Here is a 14925-nt window from a genome sequence, read left to right on the forward strand (position 1 = left end):
AATCCTGAAAGATAAGATGTATTGACCTTCTATTTTTGTGCCATAAGGATGTTGCTGGTTGGTTGCTAATATGTGAAATAGTTAATTTCTACCAGCTGAGACGTTTTTTCGATAACAAGGGGAAGGTGATGGAACTACGGCATTTACGCTATTTCGTCGCAGTGGCGCAGGCACTGAACTTTACCCGTGCGGCGGAAAAACTGCATACCTCACAGCCTTCGTTAAGCAGCCAGATCCGCGATCTTGAAAACTGTGTCGGTGTTCCGTTACTGGTGAGGGATAAGCGCAAAGTCGCGTTGACGGCGGCGGGAGAATGTTTTCTCCAGGACGCGCTGGCAATCCTCGAACAAGCGGAAAATGCCAAATTACGGGCGCGGAAAATTGTTCAGGAAGACAGACAATTAACCATTGGCTTTGTGCCATCGGCGGAAGTGAATTTACTGCCAAAAGTATTACCGATGTTTCGTCTCAGACAGCCAGACACCTTAATTGAGCTGGTGAGTTTAATCACCACGGAACAGGAAGAAAAAATTCGCCGTGGTGAACTCGACGTCGGCTTAATGCGCCATCCTGTTTATAGCCCGGAGATTGATTATCTGGAGCTTTTTGACGAACCATTAGTGGTGGTGTTACCGGTTGATCACCCTTTAGCACATGAAAAAGAGATCACTGCCGCGCAACTGGATGGCGTGAATTTCGTCAGTACTGATCCAGCGTATTCCGGTTCGCTTGCGCCGATCGTTAAAGCGTGGTTTGCGCAAGAAAACAGCCAGCCAAATATCGTCCAGGTGGCAACGAATATTCTGGTGACCATGAATCTGGTGGGGATGGGGCTGGGCGTCACTTTGATACCCGGTTATATGAATAATTTTAATACCGGCCAGGTGGTATTTCGACCCATTGCCGGAAATGTGCCTTCCATTGCTTTACTGATGGCGTGGAAGAAAGGGGAGATGAAGCCGGCATTACGCGATTTCATCGCCATTGTGCAGGAACGTTTGGCAAGCGTAACGGTATAATTACGCATTATTTTTGCAACATGCGTCGCGGAACGCAGTTTTTTAGTGCTTGTGAACTGGTGTTACAGACATCGGGAAGCAGGCTCGAATATTCTTATTTTTCAACTTGCACCAACATTCGATTAACCCCAGACTAACGCCTCCTGACGGGAGGGACTCATGGTTTTGCAATCCACGCGCTGGTTGGCGCTCGGCTATTTCACATACTTTTTTAGTTACGGCATTTTTCTACCTTTCTGGAGCGTCTGGCTTAAGGGGATTGGTTTAACGCCAGAAACCATCGGCCTGTTATTGGGGGCAGGTTTGGTTGCCCGTTTTCTCGGGAGTTTGCTCATCGCGCCCCGCGTCAGCGATCCTTCTCGCCTGATTTCCGCCTTGCGCGTGCTGGCACTGCTGACACTTCTCTTTGCTGTCGCATTCTGGGCGGGGGCGCACGTAGCGTGGCTGATGCTGGTGATGATTGGCTTTAACCTCTTTTTCTCACCGCTGGTACCGTTGACCGATGCACTGGCGAATACGTGGCAAAAGCAGTTCCCGCTTGATTACGGCAAAGTGCGACTGTGGGGCTCGGTAGCGTTTGTCATTGGCTCGGCGCTGACGGGCAAACTGGTCAGTATGTTTGATTATCGGGTGATCCTCGCGCTGTTGACGTTGGGCGTGGCATCCATGCTGCTCGGCTTTCTCATCCGTCCGACGATTCAGCCACAAGGGGCAAGCCGCCAGCAGGAGAGCACCGGTTGGTCTGCGTGGTTGGCGTTGGTTCGCCAGAACTGGCGCTTTCTGGCCTGCGTTTGTTTATTGCAGGGGGCGCATGCGGCCTATTACGGTTTTAGCGCCATTTACTGGCAGGCTGCTGGCTACTCGGCCTCGGCGGTGGGCTATTTGTGGTCGCTGGGCGTGGTGGCGGAAGTCATTATCTTTGCGCTGAGTAATAAACTTTTCCGCCGTTGTAGTGCACGCGATATGCTGTTGATCTCAGCGATTTGCGGCGTAGTGCGCTGGGGCATTATGGGAGCAACTACGGCGTTGCCGTGGTTGATAGTGGTGCAAATTCTGCATTGTGGCACCTTCACGGTCTGCCACCTGGCCGCCATGCGCTATATTGCCGCTCGCCAGGGTAGCGAAGTCATCCGTTTACAGGCGGTTTACTCTGCCGTCGCGATGGGCGGCAGTATTGCGATCATGACCGTTTTCGCCGGTTTCCTGTATCAATATCTGGGCCACGGCGTGTTCTGGGTTATGGCGCTGGTGGCGCTTCCGGCAATGTTTTTGCGCCCGAAAGTTGTTCCCTCATGCTGATTCGAGCATTTTGCGGATCTGCTCCTGTTGATGTGTTGTCAACGTCAGGTCCGTATAGATCAGCGGTGGTGAAAAGAGCGGTAACGGCATGGTATAAGGAGCAATAATCAGTGCCGCGCTGCGCGGAGCGCCTGTCTGCAAAAATACCTTTACCGACATATGTTTAATATTGAGCGGCAGTAACGTTAGTTCGCGTAGCTGCTGCTCAATCTGCGCTTCTCGCTCACTATCATTCCCGGTCAGTAGAATAATCTGTTTCTCATGCAGGTCGTTTTCCTGCATTAGCCAGGCACCAAAAATCACCGCGACCAGACCGCTTTCCTCATCAGAAAGATGGACGCCGTATTCACTTTCAAATCCGGTCAGCGCCGCGCGGGTGGTGCGCACCAGGCGTGGATACAGGCGGGCGAACTCTTCCGGCAGGGTGTTATCAATACCGATGGCAAACAAACTGCGATTTAACGCCTGGGCGAGGTGGGTATAAAGCTGATCGCACAACCCCTGTTCATCATAAAAACGAACATTTCCCAGCTCACGAAAATGGTTTACCAGACGTTTGATAGACTGACGCAGTTGTCTGTCCCGCTGATGCGCATCCCGCAGTGGATCGGGAACCCGCAACATGGAAAAAAGTAATGCCATGAACAGTGGCTCATCAGGCGGTACAGGCTGGAGCGCCCGACGCTGCCAGTGGCGTCCAATTTCCTGCGCTACCTGAAATTCAAGGCAGGATTCCGCCCAGCGACGTTGGAGCGGATTAAACTGAGGCGTAATTCCAGCGTGGTGTTGCAGCAAACAATATTGCAGATACAGACACAGGAAATGAATATCGCGTGTTTCAAAGCGTTTTTGCAGCCGTCGGGAGCAGAGATTCACTAACGCTTGTAGATTGGTATCGTCGTAAAAGTTACGCGCAATTCCGCGCCGCTTCAGTTCACTCTTCAGGGCGGGGGTGAAATGGCTGGTAATAAATGACGGACACAGACGGAAACCACGTCGTAGCCAGTGAAATAAACACAAACGTTGGTTAAGCACTGTACCTTCAACCCGGTAGCTACCGTCATAACCAGTAGTCAGTGTGAGTTGATGATAGCGCAGGATCTCACGTCCTGTTTCGCTGATATCAAGACTGGCAATATCATCATCCACACCATTAAGCTCGCTGAAAGTTGCCGTGGTGGCGGTCAACCCCGGCTGAAAGAGTGTCAGCAAGATCTGGCAGCGGCGCTGGGGAGCCGAAAGGACAGATGGTGGAGCAAGCGTAGGCATCATCTGTAGATCTCCCATAAGCATAATTGATAAGAATAGCTAAAGTTTGCTCATGGAAATGGCGAAGGGAATGCTAATCATCAGAAATGTTGGCAAGCGTCACAGAATTTTTCTCATCTTAAACTGTTCTGACCAGTGGATTAGCATGTCTTAAGGTGGTTTTGTGAATGATTATCGTGCTAGCGATCATGGGTTAGTTCTGCGGATTCAACGCGCTAAGGATAAAATCCACCATCTGTTCGCGATAAACATCGCCGTGACGATCGGAAAAAGCATCAATGTGTTCGCCATCCGGGATTAGGATCAACCGTTTTGGCTCTTTTGCCAGGCTATACAACTTTTCGCTGTGCTGCCATGGGATAACGTGATCAGCTTTACCGTGAATCAGTAAAAGCGGGATCGGGCTGACGCTGGCGATGTAATTTTCGCCGCTGCAACTCTCATCAAGTAAGTAGCCACTGCCGGGGATCATCTGGTTGGCGATGGTCGCATAAGAGGCAAATGTGGAGTCGAGGATCACCGCACGTATGCCTTCACGATCACCCTGACCAATAACATCCAGAATATTCGCCCCGCCAATACTCTGCCCGAACAGCACCAGCCGTTGTGGGTTTACATCACTGCGATGGCGCACCACATTGATGGCACTTTGCGTATCGTCCAGCAATCCGGCCTGGGACGGCGTGCCTTTTGATTTACCAAACCCGCGATAATCAAACATAAAAACGTTGAAATTACGCTCGGGTAACCAACTGACCAGCGGCCAGTGGGCGGACATATTTCCGGCATTGCCGTGAGCATGAATAATGGTGGCAATGGCATTTTCAGCGGGGCCAGTTGCAGAAGGGATAAACCAACCATGTAGGCGAGTGCCATCTTTAGCGGTGAATTCTACTGATTCGGCTGACCAGGGATCGGGGCCGTAGATTTTGTCGTCAGGGTAATAGAAAAAATTGATGGCGATGCGCGGTATTAAATAAATGCAGAAGGCAACAACAAAGAGAATAAACAGAATTTTGAGAACGCGTTTGTTCACTGGCAGCGCCATAACCTTTCCTTGCGACTTCTTTATCATCCATTAATCGGGGAAAGATGGTGGGAGAGTGGCGAAAGAAAGTAAAGCGGTGAGGAAGTATTTCGGAATAGCGCCTGAAAGGCGAGGGCGGGTGAGTGACATCACCCGCCAGAGTCATTAACGCTTCAGGGCGTCGCTTAACTCGTCACGCATGTTCGCCAGCATGGCTTTAACAACGCGCGGGTTACCAGCAACGATGTTACCGGTCAGCATGTAGTTATGACCACCGGTGAAGTCGCTGACGATGCCGCCCGCTTCACGAACCAGCAGCTCGCCTGCCGCGAAATCCCACGGACGCAGACCGATTTCAAAGAAACCGTCAACGCGACCCGCAGCAACGTAAGCCAGATCCAGCGCCGCAGAACCGGTACGACGGAAGTCTGCACATTCGTTGAACAGTTTGCCGACGATGTTGATGTAGGTGGTGGCGTACTGTTTTGCTTTGAACGGGAAGCCGGTCGCCAGAATAGTACCGTCGAGATCGCGAGCGGTGCTGCCGCGCAGACGGTAGCCGTTCAGCTGTGCGCCCTGACCGCGAGTGGCGGTGAACAGTTCGTTACGCATAGGATCGTAAACCACAGCAACTTCAGTGCGGCCTTTGATACGAACGGCGATAGATACCGCGAAGTGCGGCAGACGTTTGATAAAGTTGGTAGTGCCATCCAGTGGATCGATAACCCATTGAACATCCTGATCAGTACCTTCAAGTTCACCGCTTTCTTCGGTGATGATGGTGTGCTGTGGGTAAGATTTACGAATCGTGTCGATAATCACCGCTTCGGCAGCTTTATCTACGTTGGTCACGAAGTCGTTACTGCCTTTCTGGCTCGCTTCTACAGCGTCCGGGGTTTCATAGTTTTTGGCAATTAAATTACCCGCCTTGCGCGCTGCGCGCACGGCGATGTTCAGCATCGGATGCATCGGTCTCTCTCACTGGATGTTAAAGAACGGGAAAACGGCGCAGAGTATAGCAGCGAGATCGGCATCTGTCTTCGTTTTATGATAAGATGCGCGAATAATCTTTAGACGAAGAAAGACAATGCTGCAAAATATTCGAATTGTGCTGGTGGAGACGTCACACACCGGCAATATGGGTTCTGTTGCCCGTGCCATGAAAACAATGGGATTAACCAATCTGTGGCTGGTTAATCCACTGGTGAAACCTGACTCCCAGGCGATTGCCCTGGCAGCAGGGGCCAGCGATGTGATTGGTAATGCTCACATCGTCGATACGCTCGACGAAGCGTTAGCCGGTTGTAGCCTGGTGGTGGGCACCAGCGCACGCTCCCGCACGCTGCCGTGGCCGATGCTCGACCCGCGCGAATGCGGTCTGAAAAGCGTCGCTGAAGCGGCAAATACCCCGGTGGCGCTGGTTTTTGGTCGCGAGCGCGTCGGCTTGACCAATGAAGAGTTGCAGAAATGCCATTATCATGTCGCGATTGCCGCTAACCCGGAATACAGTTCGCTGAATCTGGCGATGGCGGTTCAGGTTATTGCCTATGAAGTGCGCATGGCCTGGCTGGCAACTCAGGAAAATGGCGAACAAGTCGAGCATGAAGAGACGCCGTATCCGCTGGTCGATGATCTGGAGCGTTTTTATGGTCATCTGGAACAAACGCTGCTGGCAACCGGTTTTATTCGTGAAAACCATCCGGGGCAGGTGATGAATAAATTGCGTCGTTTGTTTACCCGTGCGCGCCCGGAAAGCCAGGAATTGAATATCCTGCGCGGGATTCTGGCTTCTATAGAGCAGCAGAATAAAGGTAATAAGGCCGAATAATAGTGGTTGTCTGATGCGACGCTTAACGCGTCTTATCAGGCCTGCAGTGCACAGAGCCTCAGGTCGGATAAGGCGTTCACGTCGCATCCGACAACAGGTACAAACGCCACGATAAAAAAATGGCACTGAAGGTTAAATACCCGACTAAATCAGTCAAGTAAATAGTTGACCAATTTACTCGGGAATGTCAGACTTGACCCTGCTATGCAATACCCCCACTTTTACAATAAAAAACCCCGGGCAGGGGCGAGTTTGAGGTGAAGTAAGACATGAGACTGACATCTAAAGGGCGCTATGCCGTGACCGCAATGCTTGACGTTGCGCTCAACTCTGAAGCGGGCCCGGTACCGTTGGCTGATATTTCCGAACGTCAGGGAATTTCCCTTTCTTATCTGGAACAACTGTTTTCCCGTCTGCGTAAAAATGGTCTGGTTTCCAGCGTACGTGGACCAGGCGGTGGTTATCTGTTAGGCAAAGATGCCAGCAGCATCGCCGTTGGCGAAGTGATTAGCGCCGTTGACGAATCTGTAGATGCCACCCGTTGTCAGGGTAAAGGCGGCTGCCAGGGCGGCGATAAATGCCTGACCCACGCGCTGTGGCGTGATTTGAGCGACCGTCTCACCGGTTTTCTCAACAACATTACTTTAGGCGAACTGGTTAATAACCAGGAAGTGCTGGATGTGTCTGGTCGTCAGCATACTCACGACGCGCCACGCACCCGCACACAAGACGCGATCGACGTTAAGTTACGCGCTTAATAAAAAGTATTCAGAATCAGGCCGGGGCGTATCGCGCTCCGTAAACACGGTCGTACATCCAGCCGGTAGCCTGGTTCCTTGCATTGAGTGATGTACGGAGTTTATAGAGCAATGAAATTACCGATTTATCTCGACTACTCCGCAACCACGCCGGTGGACCCGCGTGTTGCCGAGAAAATGATGCAGTTTATGACGATGGACGGAACCTTTGGTAACCCGGCCTCCCGTTCTCACCGTTTCGGCTGGCAGGCTGAAGAAGCGGTTGATATCGCCCGTAATCAGATTGCAGATCTGGTCGGCGCTGACCCGCGTGAAATCGTCTTTACCTCTGGTGCAACCGAATCTGACAACCTGGCGATCAAAGGTGCAGCCAACTTTTATCAGAAAAAAGGCAAGCACATCATCACCAGCAAAACTGAACACAAAGCGGTACTGGATACCTGCCGTCAGCTGGAGCGCGAAGGTTTCGAAGTCACCTATCTGGCACCGCAGCGTAATGGCATTATCGACCTGAAAGAACTTGAAGCAGCGATGCGTGACGACACCATCCTCGTTTCCATCATGCACGTAAATAACGAAATCGGCGTGGTGCAGGATATCGCGGCTATCGGCGAAATGTGCCGTGCTCGCGGCATTATCTATCACGTTGATGCAACCCAGAGCGTGGGCAAACTGCCTATCGACCTGAGCCAGTTGAAAGTTGACCTGATGTCATTCTCCGGCCACAAAATCTATGGCCCGAAAGGTATCGGTGCGCTGTATGTGCGTCGTAAACCGCGCGTACGCATCGAAGCGCAAATGCACGGCGGCGGTCACGAGCGCGGTATGCGTTCCGGCACTCTGCCTGTTCACCAGATCGTTGGTATGGGCGAAGCCTATCGCATCGCAAAAGAAGAGATGGCGACCGAGATGGAACGTCTGCGCGGCCTGCGTAACCGTCTGTGGAACGGCATCAAAGATATCGAAGAAGTTTACCTGAACGGTGACCTGGAACACGGCGCGCCGAACATTCTCAACGTCAGCTTCAACTACGTTGAAGGTGAGTCGCTGATTATGGCGCTGAAAGACCTCGCGGTTTCTTCAGGTTCCGCCTGTACGTCAGCAAGCCTCGAACCGTCCTACGTGCTGCGCGCGCTGGGGCTGAACGACGAGCTGGCACATAGCTCTATCCGTTTCTCTTTAGGTCGTTTTACTACTGAAGAAGAGATCGACTACACCATCGAGTTAGTTCGTAAATCCATCGGTCGTCTGCGTGACCTTTCTCCGCTGTGGGAAATGTACAAGCAGGGCGTGGATCTGAACAGCATCGAATGGGCACATCATTAATCGGTATCGGAATCAGGAGAATTTATAATGGCTTACAGCGAAAAAGTTATCGACCATTACGAGAATCCGCGTAACGTGGGTTCCTTTGACAACAACGACGAGAACGTCGGCAGCGGCATGGTGGGTGCACCGGCCTGTGGCGACGTAATGAAGTTGCAGATTAAAGTCAACGATGAAGGTATCATTGAAGACGCGCGTTTTAAAACTTACGGCTGCGGTTCTGCTATCGCTTCCAGCTCCCTGGTCACCGAATGGGTGAAAGGGAAGTCTCTCGACGAAGCGCAGGCGATCAAAAACACCGATATTGCTGAAGAACTTGAACTGCCGCCGGTGAAAATTCACTGTTCTATTCTGGCAGAAGACGCGATCAAAGCCGCCATTGCGGACTATAAAAGCAAACGTGAAGCAAAATAAGAGTTGAGGTTTGGTTATGTCGATTACACTGAGCGACAGTGCAGCAGCGCGAGTAAATACCTTTCTGGCTAACCGCGGCAAAGGGTTTGGCCTGCGTCTGGGCGTGAGAACCTCCGGATGTTCAGGTATGGCTTATGTACTGGAATTTGTTGACGAACCGACGCCGGAAGACATCGTGTTTGAAGACAAAGGCGTGAAAGTCGTGGTCGATGGCAAAAGCCTGCAATTTCTGGACGGTACGCAGCTGGACTTCGTAAAAGAAGGCCTGAACGAAGGGTTTAAATTCACCAACCCGAACGTCAAAGATGAGTGTGGTTGCGGCGAAAGCTTCCACGTTTGATGCGCATACCGATAACCCCACCGTGGTCGCCTGCGCGTGGGGTTTGTTTTACCTGATTCGCCGTTATCGCGGCGGATCGCAGCCCTGAGAATGTTATGGATTACTTCACCCTCTTTGGCTTGCCTGCCTGTTATCAACTCGATACCCAGGCGCTGAGCCTGCGTTTTCAGGATCTACAACGTCAGTATCATCCTGATAAATTCTCCAGCGGAAGCCAGGCGGAACAACTCGCCGCCGTACAGCAATCTGCAACCATTAACCAGGCCTGGCAAACGCTGCGTCATCCGTTAATGCGCGCGGAATATTTGCTTTCTTTGCACGGTTTTGATCTCGCCAGCGAGCAGCATACTGTGCGCGACACCGCGTTCCTGATGGAACAGCTGGAACTGCGCGAAGAACTGGACGAGATCGAACAGGCGAAAGATGAAGCGCGGCTGGAAAGCTTTATCAAACGTGTGAAAAAGATGTTTGATACCCGCCATCAGTTGATGGTTGAACAGTTAGACAACGAGACGTGGGACGCGGCGGCGGATACCGTGCGTAAGCTGCGTTTTCTCGATAAACTGCGAAGCAGTGCCGAACAACTCGAAGAAAAACTGCTCGATTTTTAATTTCTGGAAGCTAAACATGGCCTTATTACAAATTAGTGAACCTGGTTTGAGTGCTGCGCCGCATCAGCGTCGTCTGGCGGCCGGTATTGACCTGGGCACAACCAACTCGCTGGTGGCGACAGTGCGCAGCGGTCAGGCCGAAACGTTAGCCGACCATGAAGGCCGTCACCTGCTGCCGTCTGTTGTTCACTATCAACAGCAAGGGCATTCGGTGGGTTATGACGCGCGTACTAACGCCGCGCTCGATACCGCCAACACCATTAGTTCTGTTAAACGCCTGATGGGGCGCTCGCTGGCTGATATCCAGCAACGCTATCCGCATCTGCCTTATCAATTCCAGGCCAGCGAAAACGGCCTGCCGATGATTGAAACGGCGGCGGGGCTGCTGAACCCGGTGCGCGTTTCTGCGGACATCCTCAAAGCACTGGCGGCGCGGGCAACTGAAGCCCTGGCAGGCGAGCTGGATGGTGTCGTTATCACCGTTCCGGCGTACTTTGACGATGCCCAGCGTCAGGGCACCAAAGACGCGGCGCGTCTGGCGGGGTTGCATGTTCTGCGCTTACTTAACGAACCGACCGCTGCGGCTATCGCCTACGGGCTGGATTCCGGTCAGGAAGGCGTGATCGCTGTTTATGACCTCGGCGGCGGGACGTTTGATATTTCCATTCTGCGCTTAAGTCGCGGCGTGTTTGAAGTGCTGGCGACCGGCGGTGATTCCGCGCTCGGCGGCGATGATTTCGACCATCTGCTGGCGGATTATATTCGCGAGCAGGCGGGCATTCCTGATCGTAGCGATAACCGCGTTCAGCGTGAACTGCTGGATGCCGCCATTGCAGCCAAAATCGCGCTGAGCGATGCGGACTCCGTGACCGTTAACGTTGCGGGCTGGCAGGGCGAAATCAGCCGTGAACAATTCAATGAACTGATCGCGCCACTGGTAAAACGAACCTTACTGGCTTGTCGTCGCGCGCTGAAAGACGCGGGTGTAGAAGCTGATGAAGTGCTGGAAGTGGTGATGGTTGGCGGTTCTACCCGCGTGCCGCTGGTGCGTGAACGGGTGGGCGAATTTTTCGGTCGTCCACCGCTGACTTCTATCGACCCGGATAAAGTCGTCGCTATTGGCGCGGCGATTCAGGCGGATATTCTGGTGGGTAACAAGCCGGACAGCGAAATGCTGTTGCTGGATGTGATCCCGCTGTCGCTGGGCCTCGAGACCATGGGCGGCCTGGTGGAGAAAGTGATCCCGCGTAATACCACGATTCCGGTGGCCCGCGCCCAGGATTTCACCACCTTTAAAGATGGTCAGACGGCAATGTCTATCCATGTGATGCAGGGTGAACGTGAACTGGTGCAGGACTGCCGCTCGCTGGCGCGTTTTGCACTGCGTGGTATCCCGGCGCTACCGGCTGGCGGCGCGCATATTCGCGTAACGTTCCAGGTCGATGCCGACGGTCTTTTGAGCGTGACGGCGATGGAGAAATCCACCGGCGTTGAGGCGTCTATTCAGGTCAAACCGTCTTATGGTCTGACCGATAGCGAAATCGCTTCGATGATCAAAGACTCAATGAGCTATGCCGAGCAGGACGTAAAAGCCCGTATGCTGGCAGAACAAAAAGTAGAAGCGGCGCGTGTGCTGGAAAGTCTGCACGGCGCGCTGGCTGCTGATGCCGCGCTGTTAAGCACCGCAGAGCGTCAGGTCATTGACGATGCTGCCGCTCACCTGAGTGAAGTGGCGCAGGGCGATGATGTTGACGCTATCGAACAAGCGATTAAAAACGTAGACAAACAAACCCAGGATTTCGCCGCTCGCCGCATGGACCAGTCGGTTCGTCGTGCGCTGAAAGGCCATTCCGTGGACGAGGTTTAATATGCCAAAGATTGTTATTTTGCCTCATCAGGATCTCTGCCCTGATGGCGCTGTTCTGGAAGCGAATAGTGGTGAAACCATTCTCGACGTTGCGCTGCGTAACGGTATCGAGATTGAACACGCCTGTGAAAAATCCTGTGCTTGCACCACCTGCCACTGCATCGTTCGCGAAGGTTTTGACTCGCTGCCGGAAAGCTCAGAGCAGGAAGACGACATGCTGGACAAAGCCTGGGGACTGGAGCCGGAAAGCCGTTTAAGCTGCCAGGCGCGCGTTACCGACGAAGATTTAGTGGTCGAAATCCCGCGTTACACTATCAACCATGCGCGTGAGCATTAACAGAGGTTAGTATGGGACTTAAGTGGACCGATAGCCGCGAAATTGGCGAAGCACTGTACGATGCGTATCCCGATCTTGATCCGAAAACGGTTCGATTCACCGATATGCATCAGTGGATTTGCGATCTGGAAGATTTCGACGACGACCCGCAGGCATCCAACGAGAAAATCCTCGAAGCGATTTTGTTAGTCTGGCTGGACGAAGCCGAATAATTTCCGCGTCATGCTTCACGCCGCAGATGCGTTGGCTGCGCTCGTTCACCCCAGTCACATAGTTATCTATGCTCCTGGGGCTTCACTCACTTGCCGCGTGATTCGGCCTTTTGGCCTCACCCCTTTGGGGCCAGCGCAAGCGCTGTTCAAAACGCAATGCGTTTTGTCCTGCAACGCGAATCATTTAGCGGAAAAATCCTGGGGCTGCCAACTGGCGGCCCTTTTACAAAGAAGGATAACTAAAATGACAGAAGCGATGAAGATTACCCTCTCTACCCAACCTGCCGACGCGCGCTGGGGAGAAAAAGCGACTTACAGCATTAATAATGATGGCATTACCCTGCATTTGAACGGGGCAGACGATCTGGGGCTGATCCAGCGTGCGGCGCGCAAGATTGACGGTCTGGGCATCAAGCATGTTCAGTTAAGCGGTGAAGACTGGGATGCGGATCGCTGCTGGGCATTCTGGCAAGGTTACAAAGCCCCGAAAGGCACACGTAAAGTGGAGTGGCCGGATCTGGACGATGCCCAACGGCAGGAACTGGATAACCGCCTGATGATCATCGACTGGGTGCGTGACACCATCAACGCACCGGCGGAAGAACTGGGGCCATCGCAACTGGCACAGCGTGCTGTTGATCTGATCAGCAATGTCGCGGGCGATCGTGTGACTTACCGGATCACCAAAGGCGAAGATCTGCGTGATCAAGGTTATATGGGGCTGCACACGGTCGGACGCGGTTCAGAACGTTCTCCGGTATTGCTGGCGCTGGATTACAACCCGACTGGCGATAAAGAAGCGCCAGTGTACGCGTGCCTGGTTGGTAAAGGCATCACCTTTGATTCCGGCGGCTACAGTATCAAACAGACCGCATTTATGGACTCGATGAAGTCGGACATGGGCGGCGCGGCAACGGTTACCGGGGCGCTGGCGTTTGCCATTACGCGCGGACTGAACAAGCGCGTGAAGCTGTTCCTCTGCTGTGCGGATAACCTGATCAGCGGCAACGCGTTCAAACTGGGCGATATTATTACCTATCGCAACGGTAAAAAAGTTGAAGTGATGAACACTGATGCGGAAGGGCGTCTGGTGCTGGCCGATGGCCTGATTGATGCCAGTGCGCAGAAACCGGAACTGATCATTGATGCGGCGACCCTCACCGGGGCGGCGAAAACTGCGCTGGGTAATGATTATCACGCGCTGTTCAGTTTTGACGATGCGCTTGCCGGTCGCTTGCTGGCGAGTGCCGCGCAGGAGAATGAACCGTTCTGGCGTCTGCCGCTGGCGGAGTTCCACCGCAGCCAGCTGCCGTCTAACTTTGCCGAACTGAACAATACCGGAAGCGCGGCGTACCCGGCAGGCGCGAGCACGGCGGCGGGCTTCCTGTCGCACTTTGTTGAGAACTATCAGCAAGGCTGGCTGCATATCGACTGCTCGGCGACTTACCGTAAAGCGCCGGTTGAACAGTGGTCTGCGGGTGCTACGGGACTTGGTGTGCGCACGATTGCTAATCTGTTAACGGCGTAATCGTCTTATTTGGCCTACAAAATTGCGAAAATCCAATAGATTGAGATTCCCTTGTAGGCCTGATAAGCGTAGCGCATCAGGCACTTGTGCCCCGAACGTTGAATGAATTGTGGTTCTTATGTCCGAAACAAAAAACGAACTTGAAGATCTGCTGGAAAAAGCAGCAACCGAACCGGCGCACCGCCCGGCCTTTTTCCGTACTCTACTGGAATCCACCGTCTGGGTGCCGGGTACGGCGGCGCAGGGCGAGGCTGTGGTTGAAGATAGCGCGCTTGATTTACAGCACTGGGAAAAAGAAGACGGCACCAGCGTCATTCCTTTTTTTACCTCGTTAGAAGCACTTCAACAGGCGGTTGAAGACGAACAGGCATTTGTCGTAATGCCCGTTCGCACATTGTTTGAGATGACCCTTGGCGAAACGCTCTTCCTTAATGCCAAACTGCCAACCGGTAAAGAATTTATGCCGCGTGAAATCAGTTTGTTGATTGGTGAAGAAGGAAATCCGCTGAGCAGCCAGGAAGTACTGGAGGGCGGTGAATCGCTGATATTATCGGAAGTCGCAGAGCCGCCAGCACAAATGATTGATTCACTCACCACCTTATTTAAAACTATTAAGCCGGTGAAGCGTGCTTTTATTTGTTCAATTAAAGAGAACGAAGAGGCACAGCCTAATTTACTTATTGGCATTGAAGCCGATGGTGATATCGAAGAAATTATTCAGGCGGCGGGAAGTGTAGCGACCGATACATTACCTGGCGATGAACCCATCGATATTTGTCAGGTGAAAAAAGGGGAAAAAGGAATTAGCCACTTTATTACCGAACATATTGTGCCATTCTATGAACGTCGCTGGGGTGGTTTTTTGCGTGACTTTAAACAGAACCGGATAATCTAAAATATGCCGCCCTAAAGGGCGGCATTCGGGCTTACTTGCTGCTCTGAAGGTTGTTAACCACCAGTAAATTGTTGCCGGAGAGACTCCGGTTATTATTTACCTCGGTTAACAGCGCACCAGAAACAATAAGTACGATACAAAAGCACCGTATCTTCATTGTGCGGTCCATGCGAAGACCGCATCACGACAGCACCA

General features: G+C 52.7%; 17 protein-coding genes. 13 read left to right on the forward strand and 4 right to left on the reverse strand.

Going from position 1 to position 14925, the window contains the following annotated elements:
* Positions 1–128 precede the first annotated feature (128 nt).
* Both hcaR and ACJHYD_RS00275 read left to right on the forward strand, forming a co-directional pair.
* Positions 129–1019, forward strand: a complete 891-nt coding sequence (gene hcaR / locus ACJHYD_RS00270) for a DNA-binding transcriptional regulator HcaR (RefSeq protein WP_001551466.1) — start codon at positions 129–131, stop codon at positions 1017–1019.
* A gap of 159 nt (positions 1020–1178) precedes the next feature.
* Positions 1179–2318, forward strand: a complete 1140-nt coding sequence (locus ACJHYD_RS00275; protein ID WP_000244186.1) for a 3-phenylpropionate MFS transporter — start codon at positions 1179–1181, stop codon at positions 2316–2318.
* On the opposite strand, the gene csiE is transcribed toward ACJHYD_RS00275, so the two are convergent.
* The 3 genes from csiE to suhB all read right to left on the reverse strand — a co-directional run bounded on the left by csiE (position 2310) and on the right by suhB (position 5583).
* Positions 2310–3590 carry a stationary phase inducible protein CsiE gene (csiE, locus tag ACJHYD_RS00280; RefSeq protein WP_001551465.1) on the reverse strand — a complete coding sequence of 427 codons (1281 nt, stop codon included), beginning with the start codon at positions 3588–3590 and terminating at the stop codon, positions 2310–2312. The genes ACJHYD_RS00275 and csiE overlap by 9 nt on opposite strands.
* Before the next feature lie 190 nt (positions 3591–3780).
* Positions 3781–4635, reverse strand: a complete 855-nt coding sequence (locus ACJHYD_RS00285) for an alpha/beta hydrolase (protein WP_001551464.1) — start codon at positions 4633–4635, stop codon at positions 3781–3783.
* A gap of 144 nt (positions 4636–4779) precedes the next feature.
* On the reverse strand, positions 4780–5583 hold the full coding sequence (suhB, locus tag ACJHYD_RS00290; RefSeq protein ID WP_000553451.1) for an inositol-1-monophosphatase: 804 nt from the start codon (positions 5581–5583) through the stop codon (positions 4780–4782).
* A 118-nt stretch (positions 5584–5701) separates the two neighbouring features.
* Here suhB and trmJ point away from each other — a divergent pair, with 118 nt between their 5' ends.
* The 11 genes from trmJ to sseB all read left to right on the forward strand — a co-directional run bounded on the left by trmJ (position 5702) and on the right by sseB (position 14730).
* On the forward strand, positions 5702–6442 hold the full coding sequence (gene trmJ / locus ACJHYD_RS00295) for a tRNA (cytosine(32)/uridine(32)-2'-O)-methyltransferase TrmJ (RefSeq protein WP_000940019.1): 741 nt from the start codon (positions 5702–5704) through the stop codon (positions 6440–6442).
* Between the two features lie 269 nt (positions 6443–6711).
* Positions 6712–7200, forward strand: a complete 489-nt coding sequence (gene iscR / locus ACJHYD_RS00300) for a Fe-S cluster assembly transcriptional regulator IscR (RefSeq protein WP_001241357.1) — start codon at positions 6712–6714, stop codon at positions 7198–7200.
* A 111-nt stretch (positions 7201–7311) separates the two neighbouring features.
* Positions 7312–8526: a cysteine desulfurase gene (gene iscS, locus ACJHYD_RS00305; RefSeq protein WP_001295373.1), complete on the forward strand. Its 1215-nt coding sequence runs from the start codon at positions 7312–7314 to the stop codon at positions 8524–8526.
* A 27-nt stretch (positions 8527–8553) separates the two neighbouring features.
* Entirely contained in the window at positions 8554–8940 is a 387-nt protein-coding gene (gene iscU, locus ACJHYD_RS00310; protein WP_000331707.1) for a Fe-S cluster assembly scaffold IscU, read from the forward strand.
* Between the two features lie 16 nt (positions 8941–8956).
* A complete protein-coding gene (gene iscA, locus ACJHYD_RS00315; RefSeq protein ID WP_000028953.1) occupies positions 8957–9280 on the forward strand; it encodes an iron-sulfur cluster assembly protein IscA in 324 nt (107 codons plus the stop codon).
* A gap of 95 nt (positions 9281–9375) precedes the next feature.
* Complete coding sequence (gene hscB, locus ACJHYD_RS00320) at positions 9376–9891, forward strand: co-chaperone HscB (protein WP_001551463.1); 516 nt, start codon at positions 9376–9378, stop codon at positions 9889–9891.
* A gap of 16 nt (positions 9892–9907) precedes the next feature.
* The gene (gene hscA / locus ACJHYD_RS00325) at positions 9908–11758 is read left to right on the forward strand and encodes a Fe-S protein assembly chaperone HscA (protein ID WP_001196617.1); all 1851 of its coding nucleotides are present in this window, start codon (positions 9908–9910) and stop codon (positions 11756–11758) included.
* A gap of 1 nt (position 11759) precedes the next feature.
* A complete protein-coding gene (fdx, locus tag ACJHYD_RS00330; RefSeq protein WP_001124471.1) occupies positions 11760–12095 on the forward strand; it encodes an ISC system 2Fe-2S type ferredoxin in 336 nt (111 codons plus the stop codon).
* Between the two features lie 11 nt (positions 12096–12106).
* Entirely contained in the window at positions 12107–12307 is a 201-nt protein-coding gene (gene iscX, locus ACJHYD_RS00335) for a Fe-S cluster assembly protein IscX (RefSeq protein WP_000523616.1), read from the forward strand.
* A gap of 244 nt (positions 12308–12551) precedes the next feature.
* Positions 12552–13835, forward strand: a complete 1284-nt coding sequence (gene pepB, locus ACJHYD_RS00340) for an aminopeptidase PepB (protein ID WP_000133560.1) — start codon at positions 12552–12554, stop codon at positions 13833–13835.
* A gap of 118 nt (positions 13836–13953) precedes the next feature.
* Positions 13954–14730, forward strand: a complete 777-nt coding sequence (gene sseB / locus ACJHYD_RS00345; RefSeq protein WP_001521057.1) for an enhanced serine sensitivity protein SseB — start codon at positions 13954–13956, stop codon at positions 14728–14730.
* A gap of 31 nt (positions 14731–14761) precedes the next feature.
* On the opposite strand, the gene timP is transcribed toward sseB, so the two are convergent.
* Positions 14762–14887 carry a small toxic inner membrane protein TimP gene (timP, locus tag ACJHYD_RS00350; RefSeq protein WP_023063708.1) on the reverse strand — a complete coding sequence of 42 codons (126 nt, stop codon included), beginning with the start codon at positions 14885–14887 and terminating at the stop codon, positions 14762–14764.
* Positions 14888–14925 lie beyond the last annotated feature (38 nt).

The sequence above is a fragment of the Escherichia sp. WS1368 genome (assembly GCF_046487485.1).
In the GTDB taxonomy this organism is placed as follows: domain Bacteria; phylum Pseudomonadota; class Gammaproteobacteria; order Enterobacterales; family Enterobacteriaceae; genus Escherichia; species Escherichia coli.